This window comes from Halomonas alimentaria, from assembly GCF_009902005.1.
Taxonomy (GTDB): Bacteria; Pseudomonadota; Gammaproteobacteria; order Pseudomonadales; family Halomonadaceae; genus Halomonas; species Halomonas alimentaria.
Map to the genome: position 1 here is coordinate 2516198 of NZ_WUTT01000001.1, position 20811 is coordinate 2537008.

The 20811-nt window shown below is 67.1% G+C and carries 17 protein-coding genes; 10 read left to right on the plus strand and 7 right to left on the minus strand.

Translation table 11 applies throughout. From position 1 onward, the window contains the following. Nucleotide 1: 1 nt before the first annotated feature. Nucleotides 2-988, minus strand: coding sequence for a Bug family tripartite tricarboxylate transporter substrate binding protein (locus GRB96_RS11920; protein ID WP_161432348.1), 987 nt, complete (start codon nucleotides 986-988; stop codon nucleotides 2-4). Between the two features lie 206 nt (nucleotides 989-1194). Here GRB96_RS11920 and GRB96_RS11925 point away from each other — a divergent pair, with 206 nt between their 5' ends. From GRB96_RS11925 to GRB96_RS11940, 4 genes are read left to right on the plus strand one after another with little or no spacing between them, the layout of a single operon-like run. Then, complete coding sequence (locus tag GRB96_RS11925) at nucleotides 1195-1791, plus strand: helix-turn-helix domain-containing protein (RefSeq protein ID WP_161432349.1); 597 nt, start codon at nucleotides 1195-1197, stop codon at nucleotides 1789-1791. Then, complete coding sequence (locus GRB96_RS11930; RefSeq protein WP_161432350.1) at nucleotides 1788-2453, plus strand: response regulator transcription factor; 666 nt, start codon at nucleotides 1788-1790, stop codon at nucleotides 2451-2453. Before GRB96_RS11925 ends, GRB96_RS11930 begins: the two co-directional genes overlap by 4 nt. Beyond that, nucleotides 2450-3823: a sensor histidine kinase N-terminal domain-containing protein gene (locus GRB96_RS11935; protein WP_161432351.1), complete on the plus strand. Its 1374-nt coding sequence runs from the start codon at nucleotides 2450-2452 to the stop codon at nucleotides 3821-3823. The genes GRB96_RS11930 and GRB96_RS11935 overlap by 4 nt, the downstream gene beginning before the upstream one ends. After that, on the plus strand, nucleotides 3820-4932 hold the full coding sequence (locus GRB96_RS11940) for an ABC transporter substrate-binding protein (protein WP_161432352.1): 1113 nt from the start codon (nucleotides 3820-3822) through the stop codon (nucleotides 4930-4932). Before GRB96_RS11935 ends, GRB96_RS11940 begins: the two co-directional genes overlap by 4 nt. On the opposite strand, the gene cobA is transcribed toward GRB96_RS11940, so the two are convergent. Further along, nucleotides 4929-5762, minus strand: a complete 834-nt coding sequence (cobA, locus tag GRB96_RS11945; RefSeq protein ID WP_161432353.1) for a uroporphyrinogen-III C-methyltransferase — start codon at nucleotides 5760-5762, stop codon at nucleotides 4929-4931. The genes GRB96_RS11940 and cobA overlap by 4 nt on opposite strands. Continuing rightward, a complete protein-coding gene (locus GRB96_RS11950; RefSeq protein WP_161432354.1) occupies nucleotides 5759-7243 on the minus strand; it encodes a sodium-dependent transporter in 1485 nt (494 codons plus the stop codon). Before GRB96_RS11950 ends, cobA begins: the two co-directional genes overlap by 4 nt. A gap of 134 nt (nucleotides 7244-7377) precedes the next feature. On the opposite strand from GRB96_RS11950, the gene cfa reads away from it, so the two are divergent. The 3 genes from cfa (at nucleotide 7378) to GRB96_RS11965 (ending at nucleotide 11660) form a co-directional block, all read left to right on the plus strand. Next, a complete protein-coding gene (gene cfa, locus GRB96_RS11955) occupies nucleotides 7378-8529 on the plus strand; it encodes a cyclopropane fatty acyl phospholipid synthase (RefSeq protein WP_161432355.1) in 1152 nt (383 codons plus the stop codon). A 193-nt stretch (nucleotides 8530-8722) separates the two neighbouring features. Continuing rightward, nucleotides 8723-9622: a GGDEF domain-containing protein gene (locus tag GRB96_RS11960; protein WP_240894161.1), complete on the plus strand. Its 900-nt coding sequence runs from the start codon at nucleotides 8723-8725 to the stop codon at nucleotides 9620-9622. A 67-nt stretch (nucleotides 9623-9689) separates the two neighbouring features. Next, nucleotides 9690-11660 carry a RecQ family ATP-dependent DNA helicase gene (locus GRB96_RS11965; RefSeq protein WP_205743530.1) on the plus strand — a complete coding sequence of 657 codons (1971 nt, stop codon included), beginning with the start codon at nucleotides 9690-9692 and terminating at the stop codon, nucleotides 11658-11660. On the opposite strand, the gene GRB96_RS11970 is transcribed toward GRB96_RS11965, so the two are convergent. Continuing rightward, on the minus strand, nucleotides 11649-12269 hold the full coding sequence (locus tag GRB96_RS11970) for a hypothetical protein (RefSeq protein WP_161432356.1): 621 nt from the start codon (nucleotides 12267-12269) through the stop codon (nucleotides 11649-11651). The two genes, GRB96_RS11965 and GRB96_RS11970, sit on opposite strands and share 12 nt — an antisense overlap. Before the next feature lie 126 nt (nucleotides 12270-12395). On the opposite strand from GRB96_RS11970, the gene GRB96_RS11975 reads away from it, so the two are divergent. From GRB96_RS11975 to GRB96_RS11985, 3 genes are all read left to right on the plus strand, one after another. Next, complete coding sequence (locus GRB96_RS11975) at nucleotides 12396-12734, plus strand: 4a-hydroxytetrahydrobiopterin dehydratase (protein WP_161432357.1); 339 nt, start codon at nucleotides 12396-12398, stop codon at nucleotides 12732-12734. Continuing rightward, entirely contained in the window at nucleotides 12735-13922 is a 1188-nt protein-coding gene (locus tag GRB96_RS11980) for an amino acid aminotransferase (protein ID WP_161432358.1), read from the plus strand. Nucleotides 13923-14139: 217 nt separating this feature from the next. Then, the gene (locus tag GRB96_RS11985) at nucleotides 14140-15660 is read left to right on the plus strand and encodes an NCS2 family permease (protein WP_161432359.1); all 1521 of its coding nucleotides are present in this window, start codon (nucleotides 14140-14142) and stop codon (nucleotides 15658-15660) included. A gap of 84 nt (nucleotides 15661-15744) precedes the next feature. On the opposite strand, the gene GRB96_RS11990 is transcribed toward GRB96_RS11985, so the two are convergent. The 3 genes from GRB96_RS11990 to secA form a co-directional block, all read right to left on the minus strand. Then, nucleotides 15745-16692, minus strand: a complete 948-nt coding sequence (locus GRB96_RS11990) for a Nudix family hydrolase (protein WP_161433103.1) — start codon at nucleotides 16690-16692, stop codon at nucleotides 15745-15747. Nucleotides 16693-16782: 90 nt separating this feature from the next. Beyond that, a complete protein-coding gene (argJ, locus tag GRB96_RS11995; RefSeq protein ID WP_161432360.1) occupies nucleotides 16783-18000 on the minus strand; it encodes a bifunctional glutamate N-acetyltransferase/amino-acid acetyltransferase ArgJ in 1218 nt (405 codons plus the stop codon). 36 nt (nucleotides 18001-18036) lie between these two features. Further along, a complete protein-coding gene (gene secA, locus GRB96_RS12000; RefSeq protein WP_161432361.1) occupies nucleotides 18037-20775 on the minus strand; it encodes a preprotein translocase subunit SecA in 2739 nt (912 codons plus the stop codon). Between the last annotated feature and the right edge of the window lie 36 nt (nucleotides 20776-20811).

A 20811-nucleotide genomic window follows, 5' to 3' on the forward strand; every position in this document is an offset into this window, starting at 1 on the left:
GTCACTGGATCAGCCCGATGTCCTTGGAAAGCTGCTCGATATCGGCGATCTGCTCCTTGACGAAGGTCTCGAACTCACCGGCAGTCATGTGGAACGGCATCAGGCCGTTGCTGACCATCAGCTCCTTCCACTCATCGCTGGCATAGACGGTATCCATGGCGTCGATCCAGTACTGCCGCGACTCGTCGGAGATATCGGTGGGCATGTAGAAGCCGCGCCAGTTGGGGCCCACGGCATCGATACCCTGCTCCATGGCGGTGGGAATGTCGTCGAACTCACCGGGCAGACGCTCCTCGGAAAGCACCGCGAGCACCCGGAGGTCCCCCGACTCCATGAAGCCCTGGGCCTCGGAGATATCGCCGGTGAAGGCATCGACGTGGCCACCGACGACCTGGGTCATGGCCTCGCCGCCATTGTTGTAGGAGAGGTAGGGAATGCGCGGCAGCTCGTCGACCCCGGCCGCATCGGCGGTGATCAGTACCTTGAGGTGGTCCCAGCCGCCCTTGGCACTGCCACCGGCGAACTTGACGCTGCGCGGGTCCTCATCGATGGCCTCCATGAGCGCCGGCAGGTCCTGGTACTCGGAGTCGGCCGACACGGCAATCACGCCATAGTCGGCACCCAGCGCCCCGATCCAGTTGACCATGTCGGCATTCATGCCGGGAAACTGGCCCTGGGCCAGACGCGTGGTGGTGGCGGTCGAGGCGGCAACCAGCAGCTGTTCATCTCCGGCGCGCTTGCTCACCACATGGGCGTAGGCCACCCCACCGCCGGCGCCGGCCATGTTGATGGTCTGGACGTTGCCGGGCACCAGATCCAGCTCCTGCAACACGTTACCCACACTGCGGCAGGTGAAGTCCCAGCCACCGCCGGGGTCCGACGGGGCAATGCACTCCACCTTGCCCTTGGGCTCGAAGGCCATGACGCTGCCGGCACTCACGGTGAGCGCGGCAACGGCAACCAGCTTGAGAGGCGTCTTGATCGACATGGTGATGTCCTCGGGTTTGTTGGATGGTGTTGAAGGACAATCCCGGCGGCCTTGCCGAGTGCTTTCAACTGGCTTACAATTCTGTAAGGCAGAACTACGTTCTTCAGGGTAGAAAGCTAGAGGGCGTCACGCAGGCCGTCAACGCTGCACGGACAAATTACGACCAAAGTTCGAGAAGGGGGTTTTCCCCGAGGAGTCGTTTGAGTATGGCCCAGGATCGTGTGGAGGCCGTCGAACGCGCGTTGACGGTGCTGGAGGCGTTCGACGCCGACCGCCCCGTCATGAGTCTCGCCGAGCTGGCCAACGCCACCGGTTTCTACAAGAGCACCCTGCTGCGACTGCTGGGATCGCTTTCGCGCTTCGACTATGTGCGCCGCGACGCCGATGGCCTCTGGCAGCTGGGCGAGACGCCTGGCCGCCTGGCGCGTCGCCAGGACCCCCTGCGCCTGCTCACCGCCCGTGTCCAGCCGGTGCTCGACCGGCTGGCAAGCGGACTCGGCGAAACCGCCTCACTGCTGGAGCAGGCGGGAGGACAGATCGAGTGCCGGCTGGTGGCACTGCCTGCCAGCGCGCTGCGCCACGACTTGCGACCCGGCGCCACCTGGCAGACCATCACCCGAGATTCGCCCTGCCCGACCATTGCCGGTGGCGTCATGGTCGCCCACCCGCTGCCGGGATCACCCCCACGCTGGCTGGCACTCTCCGGCCCCGAGGGGCGCCTGGTCCTCGCCGATGCGACCCGGGCCCTGGCCGACGCCAGCGCTGGCCTGGAAGCACCGTCCGCAGAGGAGCCGGTGAAATGAAACTGCTGCTGGTGGAAGACGATGCCCTGCTGGCCGAATCGCTGCTGGCACTGCTGCGCGACCACGGCCATCGGGTCGAACACCTGCCCCGCGGTGACGCGGCGCTGGCGCGGCTCGCGGATCACGAGCACAGCATCGACCTGGTATTGCTCGATCTCAACCTGCCCGGCGCCGGTGGCCTCGAGGTGCTGGAGGCGCTGCGCCGACACGACCGTGAGACCCCGGTGCTGGTGCTGACCGCGCGAGGCGCCGTGGAGGATCGCGTGCGCGGCCTGGACCTGGGGGCCGACGACTATCTGGCCAAGCCCTTCGCCCTGGACGAGCTGGAGGCCCGGGTCCGCGCCCTGCTCAGGCGCCACGCCCGCGCCACTCGCCTGACCCTGGGGCCGCTCGAGTTCGACGCCACCACCCTCGGCTTCACCATCGACGGTGCGCCCTTTCCCCTCCCCCCCCGCGAACAGCGTCTGCTGGCCTGCCTGCTGCGCCACGCCGGCGAACCCGTGGAGAAGGCGCGCCTCGCCGAGGAAGCCTTCGGTGGCGAACCACTGGGCGACAACGCCATCGAGGTCTACGTACACCGGCTGCGCAAGCGCCTGCCCACAGAGCGACTGGCACTCAGGACCGTTCGCGGCCTGGGCTACCTGCTGGAAACCGGGCCGTGAACCCTGCCGGCAGCCTCTACGGTCGCCTGCTGGCCTGGCTGACCCTGCCGCTGCTGACGCTGGGTGCCCTGCTGCTGCTGCAGGCCTGGCTCGAGGCCCGCGCCACCGCCGACCGTGCCTATGATCGCCTGCTCGACGCCGCCACCCTGGCGATCGCCGAGCAGGTGCAGTGGCAGGATGAGCGTCTCTGGCTCGACCTGCCGCCAGCCGCCCTGGAGATGCTGGCGGGTGACGCCCAAGAGCGGGTCTTCTACTCCCTGGTGGACCAGCAAGGCCGCCACATCACCGGCAACGCCAGGCTGCCGGAGCATCCCGGCGCCAGCGCTGCCAGCGGCGACACCCTGCTCTACCGCGATATTGAGCGGCATGGCATGGCCCTGCGCCAGGGCATCCGTCGCACGCGTCTCGAGGACTGGCGCAGCGGGGAGCCTTTCGAGGTCCGAGTTGCCCACACCCGTGAAGGGCGCGATGCGCTGCGCCTCGAGCTGTTGCGCAGCAACCTGGCCGGCATCCTGGCCATGGGAGCGCTGGCGGTCGCTACCCTGCTGCTGGCGGTGCGAGCGGCGCTGAAACCGCTAACCCGATTGCGCCACGCCATCCGCGCCCGGGACCCGCGCACCCTGAAGTCGCTTGACCTGGAGCTGCCCCGGGAACTCGCAGAGCTGCGCGAGGCACTCAACGAACTGCTCGCGCGCATGCGCCGGGTGCGAGCCAACCAGGAGCGCTTCATCGGCGACGCCTCGCATCAGCTGCGCACGCCCCTGGCGGGCATCACCGCGCGTGCCGAGCTGGCCCTGCGTCGTCAGGAACCCGAGGAGTGGCGTACCGCCCTGGAAACGGTTCACTCCACCAGCGAGAGGACCGCCCGCCTGGCCATGCAGCTGCTCTCGCTGACTCGACTCGACAACCCCGAATACCGACCGGAGTTGCATCCCGTCGATCTCAATGACTGCGTACGCCAGGCAGTACGCGACCACTGGGTGGCCTGTCATCAGGCGGGTATCGACCTGGGCGCCGACTGCCTGCCATCGCCGCTGCGCGTCGCGGCGAGCGAGTGGCAGCTCCAGGAGGCGCTAGCCAACCTTATCGACAATTCACGCCGCTATGGCGCTCACCGCATCACCCTGGGCGTCCTCAGCGACCCTCCGCGTCTCTTCGTCGAGGACGATGGGCCAGGCATCCCGGCCGAGCGACGCCTGCTGGTCCTGCGCCCCTTTCATCGCGGACGCGACGACGGCGAAGGCTCGGGGCTGGGGCTCGCCATCGTCGACGGTATCGCCCGCAACCACGGCGCTCGACTGGATCTCGCCGAGAGCGACTCGGGGCGCGGGTTGCGGGTGGAGATGCGTTTCCCGGAGGCCCCGACATGAAGTGCTCCGCCCTCGCCCGCGTGGCGCTTCTCGGCGCCCTCTGCCTGCTGCCGGTGGTCGCCTGCGCCGAGCAGCTGCTGCGGCTGCCCGCCGCCACGGATGCCGGGCCCGCCCGCCCGCTGGTGATTCATGCCGCCCTCGACCTGCCCCAGGCGCGCCCGCTGCTGGAAGACTTCCATCGCCGCCACCCCGGCATCGACCTGATCTATCGCAACCTCACCACCCTCGAGCTTCACGAGCGTTTCCTCGACCATCCCGACGAGGTCGACGTGCTGATCTCCTCGGCCATGCCCTGGCAGTTCGCGCTGGCCAACGATGGTCATGCCCGACCGCTCGACAGCCCCCACCTCGAGGCCTGGCCGGCCTGGGCACGCTGGCGCGATGAACTGATCGCCTTCACCTTCGAGCCCATCGTCATGGTGATTCACCGCGAACTGGCAGACATTGCCGAGCCACCACGCAACCATGCCGAACTGCTGGCGCTGCTGAATACCCATCGCCAGGCACTCGCGGGACGGGTGGCCAGCTATGACCCGGTACGCAGCGGGGCAGGCTATGCCTATGCCATGCAGGAGTCGCAGCTCTCGCCGCGTTACTGGGACCTGGTGGCCGCGCTGGGCGGCGTCGAGGCCGAGCTGGTGGAGACCACCGGGGCGATGCTCGACGGCCTGAAGGAGGGACGCTTCCTGATCGGTTACAACCTGCTGGGCAGCTACGCTGCCCCCGGGGTAGCGGCGGCTCCGGACCTCGAGATGATCATCCCCGATGACTACGCCCTGGTCAGCCAGCGCCTGGCTTTGGTGCCCCGCCAGGCGCCCAACCCGCAAAGTGCGGAGCTGTTCATGGACTACCTGCTGAGCCTGGAGGGGCAACGCACCCTGGCCGAGGAGACCTCGCTGGGCGCCATCCACCCCGCCTTGACGGGCCCGGGAACCGCCACCCAACTGCGCGAGCGACTCGGCGATGCCCTGCGTCCGCCGGGCCTGGGGCCGGGCTTGCTTGCCGGTCTCGACCGCCTCAAGCGCCAGGCGTTACTGGCTCGCTGGCAGCGCGAATTTCGCCGCGCGCTCGCCACTGACGACAGCGCCGACAGCGTCGCGGCGGACTAGCCGCAGCGCTCGGCGGTCTCCCAGCCGGCGGTGCCGGCCCGGGTCGCCTCGAACCAGGCCAGGCGGTCATGCAGCGCCACAACCCCACCGACGATGATCAGGGTGGGCGGCTTGACGCTGACCCCGGCGAGTTCTCCCGGCAGGCTCGCAAGACTCGCCCGGTGCACTCGCTGGCGGGCCGTGGAGCCCTGTTCGATAAGCGCTACCGGGGTCTCGCCCGGCAGACCGTGGGCGACCAGCTGGCGACAGATCTCGGGCAGGCCGTGCAGGCCCATGTAGAACACCAGGGTCTGTCCTCGGCTCGCCAGTGAGGGCCAGTCGAGGTCGGCACTCCCCTTGCGCAGATGACCGGTGATGAAACGCACCGACTGGGCGTGGTCACGGTGGGTAAGCGGGATGCCGGCGTAGGCGGCACAGCCCGAGGCGGCGGTGATGCCGGGGATCACCTCGAAGTCGACACCGGCCTCGGCCAGGGTCTCGAGCTCCTCGCCACCGCGCCCGAAGATGAAGGGATCGCCCCCCTTGAGGCGCACCACCCGCTTGCCCTGGCGCGCCCAGTCGACCAGTGCCTGGTTGATCTCGGCCTGGGGCAGGCTGTGGTCGGAGCGTGCCTTGCCGACATACAGCCGCCGGGCGGCGGGATTGGCCATGGCCAGCACCTCGGGGCTTACCAGGCGATCATGCAGGATGACCTCGGCCGCCTCGAGGCGCCGCAGCGCCTTGAGGGTGAGCAGCTCAGGGTCACCGGGGCCAGCGCCCACCAGGCTGACGATGCCGCGTGGCTCGGCTTGCCCCGCCCCCCCTTCTTGCGGATCTCTCTCGACACTCATTCGACGCCCTCCCGTGATGGGGTGCTGTCAGACAGGGTACGCCGTAGCCGCGGGCTTGCCAGCTCTCCCCCCAGGCTGATGGCCAGCAGCAGCCCCAGCAGGAAGGGCCAGTGCGTGGCGAACTCCACGGATACGATGCCCAGGGCATCGACGAAGATCACCAGGATCCCCAGTGGACTGACATAGCGCACCATGTAAAGCCACAGGGCATGCCAGGCCGAGGACAGCCCCAGCTCCTCGCGCATTGGCGCCGCACCCAGCACGAAACCGACGAGCAGCGCCGTGCCCAGGCCGCCCAACGGCATCATCCAGCGCGAGGTGAGGTAGTCGAGCCAGTCGAACAGGTGGCGACCGGCCAGGGTCCAGTCGGCGCCGACATTGAAGGAGAGCATGGCCAGGGTGCTGATCACCCACAGCACGCCGCCCGCCACCCAGGCCGCGGCGCGGCGCGAGAGCCCCTGGCGGTCGCACAGCCAGGAGACGGTGGCCTCTACCATGGAGATCGACGAGGTCAGCGCCGCCATGGAGAGCATGGCGAAGAACAGCACGCCGAACAGGGTACCCAGGGGCATGGCCTGGAAGGCCAGCGGCAGGCTCATGAAGATCAGCCCCGGCCCCTCGCCAGGATCCATGCCATTGGCGAAGATCGCCGGAAAGATCGCCAGACCCGCCATCAGCGCCACCAGGGTATCGGCTACCGCCACCGTCAGGGTGGTGCGGGCGATGGAGGCCCCAGCCGGCAGGTAGCTGCCATAGGTGAGGATGGCGCCGGAGGCCAGCGACAGGGTGAAGAAGGCGTGTCCCAGGGCCGCCAGCAGGCCTTCGCTGGAGAGCGAGCCGGCATCGAAGACGAACAGGAAGCGCAGGGCGTCGGAGAAGCCGCCGGAGAACACGCCATACAGGATCAGCACCAGCAGCATCACCACCATGCCGGGCATCATCCAGCCGACGCTCTTCTCGATGCCGCCCTGCACCCCCTTGCCGACGATGAGCATGGTGACCACCGTCACCAGGGTGCTCCACAGGCCGAGGTTCAGCGGACTGGCGTTGTTGGCCGCGAAGATCGCCACCATGTCGTCGACACTGCCGCCGGCCAGGCCACCGCTGAGCATCTTCCACAGGTAGGAGAAGGACCAGCCGGCCACCACCACATAGAAGCACAGGATCAGGAAGCCACAGAGCATCGCCATCCAGCCCAGCAGCGACCAGGCCGCCGAGCGCCCCGACTCGGCGGCCACTCGGCGGACCGCATCGATGGGGCTGCCCCGGCCGCGCCGTCCCAGGGCGATCTCGGCCATCATCACCGGCACCCCCAGCGCCAGGATGCAGACGAGATAGACCAGCACGAAGGCGCCGCCGCCATACTCGCCGGTCATGTAGGGAAACTTCCAGATATTGCCCAGGCCCACCGCCGAGCCGGTAGCCGCCAGCACGAAGCCCCAGCGGCCCAGCCACTGGATACGGGGTTGCGTCGTCGTCATCTTGTGCCCGTCGGTTGAGGAGTCGCTGCCACGCCGCGTGGCAATACTAAAGCCGCATATTGTGCCGGATTTTTCCCTCGCTGACAGGCTCGACTATGCTCATATGGACGAGACTTCTGGACTCGGAGCCTGTCATGACCAGCAACCCTCGGATCGGCCCGATCGCCCTGCCCGACACTCGAGCGCGCCGCGTCTTCCAGGAACTGCTCGAGGGTTCCGGCGTCACCCTCAATGGCGATGCCCCTCAGGATCTGCGCATCTATCATCCCGACTTCTTCTCTCGGGTGCTTCATCAGGGCACCCTGGGCCTCGGCGAGGCCTACATGGACGGCTGGTGGGAGTGCGAGCGCATCGACGAGATGGCCTGCCGGCTGCTGCGCCACGGCCTCGCCGAGCGCGCCCATACCCCATCGGAGCGGCTGATGTATCGCCTGCAGGCCGGCTTCTTCAACCTGCAGAGCCGGGCACGGGCCTACATCGTCGGAGAAGCTCACTACGACCTGGGCAACGACCTCTTCGAGCGCATGCTCGACCCGACCATGTGCTACTCCTGTGGTTACTGGAAGGAGGCAGATACCCTGCACGAGGCCCAGGTCGCCAAGCTGGAGCTCGCCTGTCGCAAGCTCGCACTGGTGCCGGGCATGCGCGTACTGGATATCGGCTGCGGCTGGGGCAGCTTCGCCGAACACGCCGCGCGCCACCACGGGGTCGAGGTGACCGGTATCACCATCTCCCGGGAGCAAGCGGCGCTGGCCCGCGAGCGCTGCGCCGGCCTGCCGGTGACCATCGAGCTGATGGATTATCGCGACCTCACCGGCCGCTTCGACCGCATCGTCTCCATCGGCATGTTCGAGCATGTCGGTCATCGCAACTATCCCACCTACTTCGCCACCGTGGAGCGGCTGCTGGAAGCCGAGGGTCTCTTCCTGCTGCATACCATCGGCTCCAACCACTCCGAGATCACCGCCGACCCCTGGATCAACAAGTACATCTTCCCCAACGGGGTACTGCCCTCGGCAATGCAGATCGCCCGTGCCAGCGAGCCGCACCTGCTGATGGAGGATTGGCAGAATTTCGGCCCCGACTACGACCGCACCCTGATGGCCTGGCTGGCGAATTTCGACACTCACTGGTCCGAGATCGCCCATCGCTACAACGAACGCACCCGGCGCATGTTCCGCTACTACCTCGCCGTGTGTGCCGGTGCCTTCCGGGCACGCCATCTGCAGCTGTGGCAGGTGGTCTTCTCCCGGGACCGTCCCCAACGCTATGATGCGCCGCGTTGAAGATGCCTGCTCCCTGATATGAATCAGGAAACGATGAATTGTCGGCGATTTCCTACATCATCAGATGGAGATTCGTCAACGCACGGCAACCGGGAATCCGGGTAGACTGGCCCCATGGCCAGCCGCAGCGCCGCGCCCAACATAACCAGAACACGACCTGTACGCAGCAGGACACTGACAAGAGGAACCCCGCATGACGTCGACGACAGTCATGCCGGGCAGGAGAGATGCAGACGCCGCGGCCATCGACAGGCTGCCAGGGGTCATCTTTCAGCTGCACCGCAGTCATGACGGGCGGCTACATTTCCCCTACCTGGCCGGCGGTGGCGTCCGCCTGATCGGCATCGCCCCGGAGCGACTCGCCGAGGATGCCCGGCCCGCCCTGGACCGCCTGGTCGAGGAGGATTACCCCCGCCTGATGGCGGCACTGGAACGCTCGATGCGTTGGCAGACGCCGCTCAGCACCCGCTTCCGGTTGCCTCTCAAGGGGCAAGGCGTGCGCTGGGTGGCCCTGCGCGCCCAGCCGTCGCCCTTCCCGGACGGCATGCGCTGGCATGGCATGATGATGGATATCTCGGAACAGGTCAGCGAGGAGGCCCGCCTGCGTCGGCTCTCCGACACCGACGACCTGACCGGGGTGGCCAACCGCCGCCGCCTGATGGCGCGTCTCGAGGAAGCCGTGTCACTCAGCAACCGACACGCCACGCCGCTCTCGCTGATGATCCTCGACATCGACCATTTCAAGGGCATCAACGACACCCACGGCCATCTGCAGGGCGATGAGGTACTGCGCCAGGTCGCCCACCTGTGCCGGGAAACCCTGCGAGAAGAGGATCTGGTGGCCCGCATGGGCGGTGAGGAGTTCGCCCTGCTGTTGCCGCTGACACCTGGACATCGCGCGTTGACGCTGGCCGAACGCCTGTGCGGCGTCATCGCGGCGCATGATTTCGAAGTGGAGAACGGTATCACGGTCAGCATCGGCGTCGCCGAGCACCGCATCGGCGAGGGCCACCGCCAGCTCATCGAGCGCGCCGACCGCCAGCTCTACGCGGCCAAGGGCGATGGGCGCAACCAGGCCATGGCCGATGCCTGAGCGGTGAGGACATTCCTGGACGGGAGCGACTATACTGGACATACATCCATAATAAGCTGATCCCAACATGATCGACGAGACCCTCCAGCGCGTCTTCGGCTACCCCGATTTCCGCCCCGGCCAGCGCCCCGTGATCGAAGCCGTGGTGGCCGGGCGATCGGCGGCGGCGATCTTCCCCACGGGCTCCGGGAAGTCGCTCTGCTACCAGCTGCCCGCCCTGCACCTGCCCCACCTGACCCTGGTGATCTCGCCGTTGCTGGCGCTGATGCAGGACCAACTCGCCTTCCTCGAGCGCCACGGCATCCGGGCCGCCAGCATCGACTCCGGGCAGAGCCGCGAGGAGGCCGCCGCGGTGATGGCGGGGGTCGAACGTGGCGAGATCCGCATCCTGATGATCTCGGTGGAGCGCCTCAAGAACGAGCGCTTCCGCGCCTTCATCCGCCGGGTACCGATCTCGCTGATGGTGGTCGACGAGGCCCACTGCATCTCCGAGTGGGGGCACAACTTCCGCCCTGACTACCTGAAGCTGCCCGACTACCAGCGCGAGTTCGCCATCCCCCAGGCTCTGCTGCTCACCGCCACCGCCACCCCGCGGGTGATCGACGACATGCGCGAACGCTTCGCGATCGAGGCCTCCGATGTCACCGCCACCGGCTTCTACCGCGAAAACCTCGACCTGACGGTGGCACCGGTACCCGCCGACACCCGCCCCCGCGCCCTGGCCACCTGGCTCAAGGAGCGCCGGGGCGATGCCCCCTTCCCCACCATCGTCTACGTCACCCTGCAGCAGACCGCCGAGCGACTCGCCGCCTACCTGGGCAAGGCCGGCATCGCAGCCACCGCCTACCATGCAGGCCTCGACGCCGAGCGGCGCGAGGCAATCCAGCGCGACTTCATGGCTGGCCACAGTGACTGCATCGTCGCCACCATCGCCTTCGGCATGGGCATCGACAAGGCCGATATCCGCGCCGTGGTCCACTTCGACCTGCCCAAGTCCATCGAGAACTACAGCCAGGAGATCGGCCGTGCCGGTCGCGACGGCAAGCCCTCCGAGTGCCTGATGCTGGCCGGCCGCGACACCCTCGGTGTGCTGGAGACCTTCGTCTACGGCGACACCCCGGAGCGGCACGGCATCCGCCGGGTGATCGACGAGCTACGCGCCGCCGGGCCGCGCTGGGAGCTGACCCTCAACGCACTTTCCCAGCATGCCAACATCCGGCCGCTGCCGCTCAAGACCCTGCTGGTGCAGCTCGAGCTGCGTGGCATCATCCGCCCGCGGCACGCCTACTTCGCCGACTATCGTTTCAAGCTGCTGTGCGAACCCGAGAGCCTGGTCGCCCGCTTCCAGGGCGAGCGTCAGGCCTTCGTCCAGGCAATCCTCGACGCCTCCCGCAAGGCACGCACCTGGCACGAACTGGATTTCGCCAGCCTGGAGGCCCTGGGCCGGGAGCGTGGCCTGGACACCACACGCAGCCGGGTGATCACCGCCCTGGACTACTTCGTCGACAAGGGCTGGCTCGAGTTGCAGAGCCGTCAGCTCACCGAGGTCTATGAGGTCGAGCAGCCCGGGCTCGATCCCCAGGCATTGAGCGACGAGCTCCACGGCTATTTTCGCGACAAGGAGGCCGCCGAGATCACTCGCCTGCATGCCATGCTCGAACTCTTCGAGAGCGAGCGCTGCCTGAGCCGCCGCCTGGCCGAGTGGTTCGGCGACGACCGCGCACCGGAACAGTGCGGCCACTGCTCGGCCTGTCGTGGGCAGCCCGCCCGGTTGCCGCCGGCCGCCGAACGCGCCCCGCTGACGGGACGCCATCCCGACGAACTGCTCGGCGAGTTCCGCACGCGCCTGGCCGACCAGGGCGACGGACACCCCGCCACTCCGGACCTGCTGGCACGCTTCCTGTGCGGCATAGCCACCCCGCTCTTCACTCGGCTCAAGGCGCGGCAGCTGTCGGGCTTCGGTGCCCTGGAGGGTACCCCCTACGCCGAGGTGCGCGAGTGGCTGGCCCCGCATGGCGCGAGTGATTCAGCGCAGTAGCCCCCGGCGCTGCAGGGCGCGCATCAGCAGGTGAACGGGCAGGAAGAGCAGCAGTGGCCAGAGGCCCATCAGGGCGACCAGGTAGAACAGCGGGTCCACCAGGGCCTGGGGCTCGCTGCCGAAGGGGCCCCGGGTCCAGTTGACGTTGCGCGAGGGGTCGGTGAGCAGGAAGCTGGCCGGGATCACCAGCCAGGTGAGCCCCGTCTGCCAGGCCAGGGCCCGCCGGTCATAGCCCAGCCGCCAGACCGAGAGCCCCGCCACCGCCGGCAGGATCAGGTGGTAGAGCGAGAGCAGTCGGGTCAGCAGCGGCTCCTCGCCGTCGAACATGTACTCGGTACCGCCGATGGGGTGCCAGCCGATCAGCACCGCGGTCCCCACGTCCAGCGCCCACAGCGTCCCGACCAGGGCCACCGCCAGCCACTGCATGGAGAGCAGCAGGCGGCTCTCGCGCCACAGTCCCACCAGGATCAGGAAGTTGGCCAGGTTGCATAGCCAGAAGTAGTTCTGGGGACCCAGCAGCACCCAGAAGGTAGGCGCCCACCCGGCGATCCAGGCGGTGAAGGCGAGCTTGAGCCAGAGGGGAAGTGAGTTGCTTGCAGTGTCGGGCATTCCAACTCCCTTCAGGCATAAGGCGTGCCTCTTGAGAGTGACAGCGGCTGGCATGCGCTGCAACGCTTGACGCCTCGCCCCCGCTGCACGACCTTTCGGGTTGAATCCCCGACCCAGGAGACGACCATGAGCCAGCTTTCCAGAGAGTCCTGCGAGGCCTGCCGCGTCGGCGCCCCGAGGGTCACCGAGGAGGAGGTCAAGGCACTCGGCGCCGAGGTACCCGAGTGGCAGATCGTCGAGCGCGATGGCATCATGAAGCTCGAGCGGGTCTTCACCTTCCCCGACTTCCGGCAGGCGCTGGCCTTCACCCAGCGCGTCGGTGAGCTCGCCGAGCAGGCAGATCATCACCCAGCCCTGCTGACCGAATGGGGCAAGGTCACCGTGACCTGGTGGTCACACAAGATCAAGGGCCTGCACAGGAACGACTTCATTCTTGCCGCCAGAACCGACGAGGTAGCGAAATAAATGTTCGAACACATTGAGCGGGTTCCCGGGGATGCCATCCTCGGTCTGATCGAGGCCTTCAAGAAGGACACCAATCCTCAGAAGGTCGATCTCGGCGTCGGGGTCTACAAGGACGCCCAGGGCAACACCCCGGTAATGCGCGCCGTCAAAGAAGCCGAGGCCCTGCTGCTCAAGAACGAGACCACCAAGACCTACATCGGCTCCCACGGGGCGCCGGAGTATGGCGCGGTGATCCTGCCCATGGTCCTGGGCGAGGCCTCTCCAGTACTCGAGGCCGGTCGCGCCAGCGCCACCCAGTCGCCCGGCGGCACCGGCGCCCTGCGCCTGGCGGCGGACTTCATCGCCAAGAAGCTGCCCGGCAAGGGCATCTGGGTCTCCGACCCCACCTGGCCCAACCATCACGGCATCTTTACTGCCGCCGGCATCGAGCTGCACAAGTACCCCTATGTGGACGCCGACAACCGCCTCGACTTCGACGGCATGCTCACGGCCCTCAAGCAGATCCCCGAGGGCGATGTCGTGGTGCTGCACGCCTGCTGCCACAACCCCACCGGCTTCGACTTGTCCCGTGAGCAGTGGCAGACCGTGCTCGAGGTGCTGCGTGAGCGTCGCCTGCTGCCGCTGGTGGACTTCGCCTACCAGGGCTTCGGCGAAGGCCTGGACGAGGACGCCTACGGGGTGCGCCTGCTGGCCGAGAATCTCGACGAGGTGATCATCACCAGCTCCTGCTCAAAGAACTTCGGCATCTACTGCGAGCGCACCGGCTGCCTGATCATGGTGGCGAAGGACGCCGAGCAGATGGAGAACGTACGCTCCCAGATCGCCATCGTGGCCCGCGAGAACTACTCCAACCCGCCGGCCCACGGCGGGGCCATCGTCAGCGAGATCCTGAACTCCGCCGAGCTCGCCGCCATCTGGCGCGAGGAGCTCACCGAGATGCGCGACCGCATCAACACCCTGCGTCGCGACTTCGTCGAGGCCCTCAAGCCCTACGGCCTGGACCAGAAGTATGCGCATATCGCCGAACAGCGCGGCATGTTCAGCTATACCGGTCTGACGCCGGAGCAGGTCGACCGCCTGCGCGACGAGTTCGGCATCTACATGGTGCGCTCCGGCCGCGCCAACGTGGCGGGCTTCTCCCATGAGAACCTGCCCTACCTGGCCAAGGCGGTCGCCGCGGTCAACTGATCGCCGCCATGCCAGCCAGTCACGACGCCCGGGCCCTGCCCGGGCGTCTGCGTTTGGGGTAGAATCCCCGCCTTCCAGAGTCATCGACTCCATTGCCGCCGGGGCCCGGGGCGCCGAGTGGCGCCCGTGGAACGGCCAGGCTTGACCAGTCAGTCAGGTTTCGACCAGACTGCCTCTCGGCCTTGTTCCAATAATCCGACAACCAAGAGGCTCACCCATGGCGGCTCCCTCCCAGCACCAACCGGTGCACTACCCCTGGTACAAGAAGGAGGACACCGACGCCTTCTTCGCGCTGTTCCAGAACAATATCGCCAACTTCGTGATCATCGCCATCACCATGCTGGGCATGGAGTTTCCGGCCTCGATCGTCTTCGGCCAGGTACTGCCCGGCGCCGCCGTAGCGGTGATGGTGGGCAATTTCTACTATGCCTGGAGTGCGGCGCGCCTGGCCCGCAAGGAGAACCGTGCCGACGTCACCGCCCTCTCCTACGGCATCTCGACTCCGGTGATGTTCGTCTTCCTGTTCGGCGTGCTGCTGCCGGCCAAGCAGCTCACCGGCGATGCCGAGCTGGCCTGGAAGGTGGCGGTGGCCGCCTGCTTCATCAGCGGTGCCATCGAGGCGGTAATAAGCCTGATCGGCCGTTGGGTGCAGTACCACCTGCCGCGGGCGGCGATGCTCGGCGCCGTGGCTGGCGTTGCCTTGACCTTTATCGCCGGCGAGATGCTGTTCAAGACCCTGGAGATGCCGGTGATCGGCCTGCTGGTGCTGGCGATCATCATCGTCGGCCTGGTGGCGCGGGTGGCGATGCCCTTCCGCCTGCCCACCTCGCTGTTCGCCATCGTGGTGGGTACCGCCATGGCCTACCTGATCGGCGACGCCGGCGGCGAGCGCTTCAGCGATGCCTTCACCCATCTGGGCTTCTACCCGCTGCTGCCCAACCTGGCCTGGTTCGAGGGCCTGGGGCTGCTGTTCACCGGTATGCTGGCGGTGCTCACCGTGGTGCTGCCGATCACGCTCTACAACGCCATCGAGACCATGAACAACGTCGAAGCAATGGAGGCCGCCGGCGACAAGTATGACGTGCGTGAGTGCCAGGCGGTGGACGGCGTGGGCACCATGCTCGGCGCCCTGTTCGGCGGCGTCTTCCCGACCACCGTCTATATCGCCACCGTGGGCGCCAAGTGGATGGGCGCGGGACGCGGCTACAGCATCCTCAACGGCGCGGTCTATGCCCTGGCCACCATGTTCGGGCTGATCGCCGCGCTGGCCGCCATCATTCCGGTCTCGGTGGTGGCGCCGATCCTGGTGTTCGTCGGCATGTCGATGATCGCCACCGCCTTCCAGAGCAACGATACCCGCTACTATCCGGCGGTGGCCCTGGCCATGCTGCCCTATTTCGCCAACTACGTGATGACCCGCTTCAACCGCGCCGCCGAGGAGACGGTGAGCGGGATCTCCGGCGGCGTGGTGCCCCTGGGCCAGGGCGCCATGTTCACGGCGATCTTCCTCGGTGCCATGACGGTGGCGGTGATCGACCACCAGTTCCGGCGTGCCGCCGCCTTCGCCGCCGTCGCGGCCGGCTTCTCCTTCGTGGGGCTGATGCACGCGCCGAAGCTCGCCCTCAATGCCGCCGGCGACTACACCCTGGGCTACCTGGTGATGGGCGCGCTGTTCCTCTACTTCGCCTGGCAGGAGAGCCGCCAGGCAATGAGTGACCCCGCCACCCGGCCAAGCTGAGCGCTATCACGCCCGACACAGACGACTCGCCCCGCCAGATGGCGGGGCGAGTCGTTCAGGGCTGCCGAGTGGCTCGGCGAGGCCTCACTTCCAGAAGTCGCGGATCGAGGCGACCCCCTGAGCCCCCACGGCGCGGGCGTGGTTGGCATCGAAGCGGGTCATGCCACCCAGCGCAAAGACCGGCATGGCGGCGCGCTCCACCAGCTCCTGGAAGTCGTGCCAGCCCACGGGCGGCACATCGGGATGCGACGGCGTGGTACGCAGCGGCGAGAGGGTCACGAAATCGCAGCCCAGCCTGCCGGCCTGGACGAGCTGCTCGCGATCGTGGGTCGAGGCGGCGAGCCACTTGCCCTCGGCGATGGGGCGCCGCTCCAACTGCATCAGCCGCTCACTGGTCAGGTGGATACCATCGGCATCCACCGACTCGAGCAGCTCGGGTTCCCCGTTGAGCAGCAGACGCGCACCGTACTGGCGACAACGCGCCAGAGCGGACTCCGCGCGAGCCAGGTAAGCGGCGTCATCCAGCTGCTTGGCACGCAGCTGCACCAGGCGCACGCCATCCTCTACCAGGGCATGCTCGAGACGCTGGTCAAACTGCCCATCGTCCTCCTCCTCGCCGGAGATAAGGTACTCGGTGGGCAGCATCACCGCGCGCAGGATCGGCAGGTTGGCCGCCGGAAAGGGGTAGTTGACCAGGTCCTTCATCGGCACCCAGCGCACCGCCTGACCCTCGCGACCGAAGGGCTCACCGGAGAACTCATGGACCTGCCATACATCGAGCAGGATATGCTTGTCGGGATACTCGTGATGGATGCGAATCAGCGGCTGGGCGCGCCGGATCTCGACGCCCAGCTCCTCGTGGAGCTCGCGCTTGAGCCCACCCAGGCCCGTCTCGTAAGGCGCCAGCTTGCCGCCGGGAAACTCCCAGAGCCCACCATGATCAACGTTACTGGGCCGGCGCGCGATCAGCACCTCGCGGCCGTCGGCGCTGATGATGGCCGCCGCCGCCACGTGCACCCTTCTCTTCACCATTGCGTTCATTCACCCTTCCAACGTGTCCGCGCACGGCGGCGCGGGGTCTGTGTCTGACCGGATGTACCGGATCTGGCAGTATGCCGACGCTCAGCTGCGGTAGTCGGCATTGATGCTGACATAGTCATGGGAGAGGTCGGTGGTCCACACCGTGGCACTCTCCCCACCGCGGTCGAGCGCGATGCGGATGGGAATCTCCTCGCGCCCCATCACCGCGCTTCCGGCCTCCTCGGTATAGCCCGGGGCACGCCCGCCCCCTTCCACCAGGCGCACCTCGCCCAGGTCGATGGTCACCCGTGACACATCGAAGTCGGCCACCGGCGCACGCCCCACCGCGGCAAGTATTCGCCCCCAGTTGGCATCCGAGGCGTAGAGCGCCGTCTTGACCAGCGGCGAGTTGGCTACCGTGAAGGCCACGTCGAGTGCCTCCTGCCGACTGGTAGCGCCGTCGACCTGCAGGGTCACGAACTTGGTGGCGCCTTCTCCGTCACGAATGATCGCCTGGGCCAGCTCGGACATCACCCGCTGCAGGCCGTTGCGGAAGATGGCAATCGCCTCCTCATCCGCCACCACCGGGCCGCGCTGGGTGCTGATCAGCACGCAGGCGTCGTTGGTGGAGGTGTCACCATCCACGGTGATGCAGTTGAAGGAGCGCTCGACGCTCTCGCGCAGCAGCCTGTCGAGGAGCTCCTGCTCGAGGCTGGCATCGGTGGCCACGAAGGCCAGCATGGTGGCCATGTTGGGCTGGATCATCCCCGAGCCCTTGGCGATGCCGTTGATGACCACCCGCTCCCCGGCAATCTCCAGGGTGACGCTGGCGCCCTTGGCGCGGGTATCGGTAGTCAGGATTCCCTCTCCGGCCTGGTGCCACGCCTCGGCACCTTCATCGAGGCTGTCGAGTGCGGCCGGCAGGCCCCCCAGCAGCCGCTCCATGGGCAGCGGCTCGCCGATCACCCCGGTGGAGAATGGCAGAACGGCCCGTGCGTCGACCCCGGCCAGGCGGGCCAATTCGGCGCAGCTGGCACGTGCGTCACGCAATCCGATCTCGCCGGTCCCGGCATTGGCGTTTCCGGTATTGATCACCAGGTAGCGCGGCGCCTCACCGCTTGCCAGGTGCTCCCGGGCTACCGTCACCGGGGCCGCGCAGAAGGCATTGCGAGTGAAGGCTCCCGCCATGCGGGCCCCCTCGGGACTCTCGATCACTACCAGGTCGCGGCGGCCAGGCTTCTTGATCCCCGCCATGGCGGTGCCCAGTCGCACGCCGGGAATGGCCGGCATCTCGGGAAATGTTGCGTCACCCACTGCCATCGTCTCGTCTCCTCTGGGGTTGGCCGAAGGCCAGGTTCAGCTCAGCTTGCCGCAGCACTGCTTGTACTTCTTTCCCGAACCGCAGGGACAGGGGTCGTTGCGCCCCACCTTGGGTCCTTCACGACGTACCGGACGCCCATCGGCTCCCGGCGCCACCGGCGCCTCGTCGTCGTCATCACGGGCGGCCTCGGGCGCATCGTGGCGACTCGCCGCGGTGGCCTTCTCGCGCTCCAGGGCCTCACGGCGCTGACGCTCCAGCTCCTCGACCTCCTCGGGACGGCGAACCTGAACGTGGCTGAGAATGCGCGTGACATCGCCCTTGATATTGGCCAGCAGGTTCTGGAACAGCTCGAAGGCCTCGCGCTTGTACTCCTGCTTGGGATTCTTCTGGGCGTAGCCGCGCAGGTGGATGCCCCGGCGCAGGTGGTCCATGGATTGCAGGTGCTCCTTCCAGCGGGTATCCAGCACCTGCAGCATCACCTGCTTCTCGAAGCGGCGCATCAGCTCGGCGCCAGCCTGCTCCACCTTGGCCTCATAGGCCTCGCGGTGCAGGCTCTGCAGACGCTCGCGCAACTGCTCCTCGTGGAAGCGCTCGTCCTCCTCGGCCCACTGCACCACGGGTGCGTCCAGGTTGAACTCTGACTTGAGGTACTCCTGGAGCCCGGCAAGATCCCACTGCTCGGGCAGACTCTGGGGCGGCACGTAGTCGCTAATCGCGAGGTCCATGACCTCCTCGCGGATGCCGGCCACCGCCGCCGATACCTCCTCGGCGGCAAGCACCTCGTTGCGCTGCTCGTAGATCACGCGACGCTGGTCGTTGGCCACGTCGTCATACTCGAGCAGCTGCTTGCGAATATCGAAGTTGCGGCTCTCGACCTTCTTCTGGGCACGCTCCACGGCATTCGACACCATCTTGTGCTCGATCGCCTCGCCGTGTTCCAGGCCCAGTGCCTTCATCATGCGCTGTACCCGGTCGGAGCCGAACAGCCGCATCAGGCTATCCTCCAGCGACAGGAAGAAGCGGGTCGAGCCCGGGTCACCCTGGCGGCCGGCACGGCCACGCAGCTGGTTGTCGATGCGCCGCGACTCGTGGCGCTCGGAGCCGATCACGTGCAGGCCGCCGGCCTCGAGCACCGCCTCATGGCGGGCCTGCCACTCGGCCTTGAGCTGCTCGACCTGCGCGGCACTGGGATTCTCCAGCTTGGCCGCCTCAGCCTCCCAGTTGCCACCCAGCACGATATCGGTACCGCGGCCGGCCATGTTGGTGGCGATGGTAATGGCTCCCGGGCGGCCGGCCTGGGCGATGATCTCGGCTTCGCTCTGGTGCTGCTTGGCGTTGAGCACGTTGAACTTGAGGCCGCCCTTCTTCATCAGGTTGGCCAGGTACTCGGAGGTCTCGATGGAGGCGGTACCCACCAGCACCGGCCTGCCCGCCTCGGTCTCGGCCTTGACGTCCTCGATGATCGCCTCGAACTTCTCCTCGGCGGTGAGATAGACGAGATCGTTACGGTCGCGGCGAATCAGCGGCTTGTTGGTGGGGATCACCACCACGTCGAGGCCGTAGATCTGACGGAACTCGAAGGCCTCGGTGTCGGCAGTGCCGGTCATGCCCGCCAGCTTCTCGTAGAGGCGGAAATAATTCTGGAAGGTGGTGGAGGCGAGCGTCTGGCTCTCGCGCTGCACGGCCACCCCCTCCTTGGCCTCCACCGCCTGGTGCAGCCCCTCGGACCAGCGACGGCCGGGCATGGTGCGGCCGGTGTGCTCGTCGACGATCACCACCTGGCCATCGCTGACGATATAGTCGACGTCACGATGGTAGAGATGACGGGCGCGCAGGGCCGAGTGCATATGCTGCAGCAGGTTGAGGTTCTGGGCGGCGTAGAGGGAGTCTTCCTCGCCCAGCAGCCCCTGCTCGCGCATCAGGTCCTCGATCTTGTGGTGACCGTTTTCGGTGATCTCCACCTGCTTGTGCTTCTCGTCCAGCGTGAAGTCACCCTCTACCGAAGCATCGGCATCTTCCGAGACTTCGCCCTGGACCAGATGCACCGACAACCGATCGACAACCCGATAGAGTTCGGTATTCTCGTCCACCGCCCCGGAAATGATCAGCGGCGTGCGCGCCTCATCGATCAGGATCGAGTCCACCTCGTCGACGATAGCGTAGTGCAGCCCGCGCTGGACCTTGTCCTCCAGGGAGAAGGCCATGTTGTCACGCAGGTAGTCGAAACCGAACTCGTTGTTGGTGCCGTAGGTGATGTCGCAGGCGTAGGCGGCACGCTTCTCCTCGGGTGTCTGGCCGGCGTAGATGACGCCGACGCTGAGCCCGAGGAACTCGTATAGGGGACGCATCCACTGGGCGTCACGCCGCGCCAGGTAGTCGTTGACCGTCACCACGTGCACACCCTTGCCGGGCAGGGCGTTGAGATAGACCGCCAGGGTCGCCACCAGGGTCTTGCCCTCGCCGGTCTTCATCTCCGCGATGCGACCATTGTGCAGGGTCATGCCACCGATCATCTGGACGTCGAAGTGGCGCATGCCCATGACCCGCTTGCTGGCCTCGCGCACCGTGGCGAAGGCCTCGGGCAGCAGCGCATCCAGCGCCTCGCCCCCCTCGAGGCGCTCGCGGAAGTCGTCAGTACGCGCCTTGATGGCCGCATCATCGAGCCCTTCGAGCTCGTTCTCGAGAACATTGACGCGCTCGACCTGGCGGCCCATGCGCTTGACTTCGCGGTCGTTCTTGGAGCCGACGACCTTGCGTAACAGGGAATTGATCATGAAGTGTCCGTAATCTGCGTATGGCATAGCGCCGAC

Excerpts from the sequence above, each read along its gene's own strand:
- GRB96_RS11920 (WP_161432348.1), bottom strand. The coding sequence starts at position 988 with ATGTCGATCAAGACGCCTCTCAAGCTGGTTGCCGTTGCCGCGCTCACC.
- GRB96_RS11925 (WP_161432349.1), top strand. The coding sequence starts at position 1,195 with ATGGCCCAGGATCGTGTGGAGGCCGTCGAACGCGCGTTGACGGTGCTG.
- GRB96_RS11930 (WP_161432350.1), top strand. The coding sequence starts at position 1,788 with ATGAAACTGCTGCTGGTGGAAGACGATGCCCTGCTGGCCGAATCGCTG.
- GRB96_RS11940 (WP_161432352.1), top strand. The coding sequence starts at position 3,820 with ATGAAGTGCTCCGCCCTCGCCCGCGTGGCGCTTCTCGGCGCCCTCTGC.
- cobA (WP_161432353.1), bottom strand. The coding sequence starts at position 5,762 with ATGAGTGTCGAGAGAGATCCGCAAGAAGGGGGGGCGGGGCAAGCCGAG.
- GRB96_RS11950 (WP_161432354.1), bottom strand. The coding sequence starts at position 7,243 with ATGACGACGACGCAACCCCGTATCCAGTGGCTGGGCCGCTGGGGCTTC.
- cfa (WP_161432355.1), top strand. The coding sequence starts at position 7,378 with ATGACCAGCAACCCTCGGATCGGCCCGATCGCCCTGCCCGACACTCGA.
- GRB96_RS11960 (WP_240894161.1), top strand. The coding sequence starts at position 8,723 with ATGACGTCGACGACAGTCATGCCGGGCAGGAGAGATGCAGACGCCGCG.
- GRB96_RS11965 (WP_205743530.1), top strand. The coding sequence starts at position 9,690 with ATGATCGACGAGACCCTCCAGCGCGTCTTCGGCTACCCCGATTTCCGC.
- GRB96_RS11970 (WP_161432356.1), bottom strand. The coding sequence starts at position 12,269 with ATGCCCGACACTGCAAGCAACTCACTTCCCCTCTGGCTCAAGCTCGCC.
- GRB96_RS11975 (WP_161432357.1), top strand. The coding sequence starts at position 12,396 with ATGAGCCAGCTTTCCAGAGAGTCCTGCGAGGCCTGCCGCGTCGGCGCC.
- GRB96_RS11980 (WP_161432358.1), top strand. The coding sequence starts at position 12,735 with ATGTTCGAACACATTGAGCGGGTTCCCGGGGATGCCATCCTCGGTCTG.
- GRB96_RS11985 (WP_161432359.1), top strand. The coding sequence starts at position 14,140 with ATGGCGGCTCCCTCCCAGCACCAACCGGTGCACTACCCCTGGTACAAG.
- GRB96_RS11990 (WP_161433103.1), bottom strand. The coding sequence starts at position 16,692 with ATGGTGAAGAGAAGGGTGCACGTGGCGGCGGCGGCCATCATCAGCGCC.
- argJ (WP_161432360.1), bottom strand. The coding sequence starts at position 18,000 with ATGGCAGTGGGTGACGCAACATTTCCCGAGATGCCGGCCATTCCCGGC.
- secA (WP_161432361.1), bottom strand. The coding sequence starts at position 20,775 with ATGATCAATTCCCTGTTACGCAAGGTCGTCGGCTCCAAGAACGACCGC.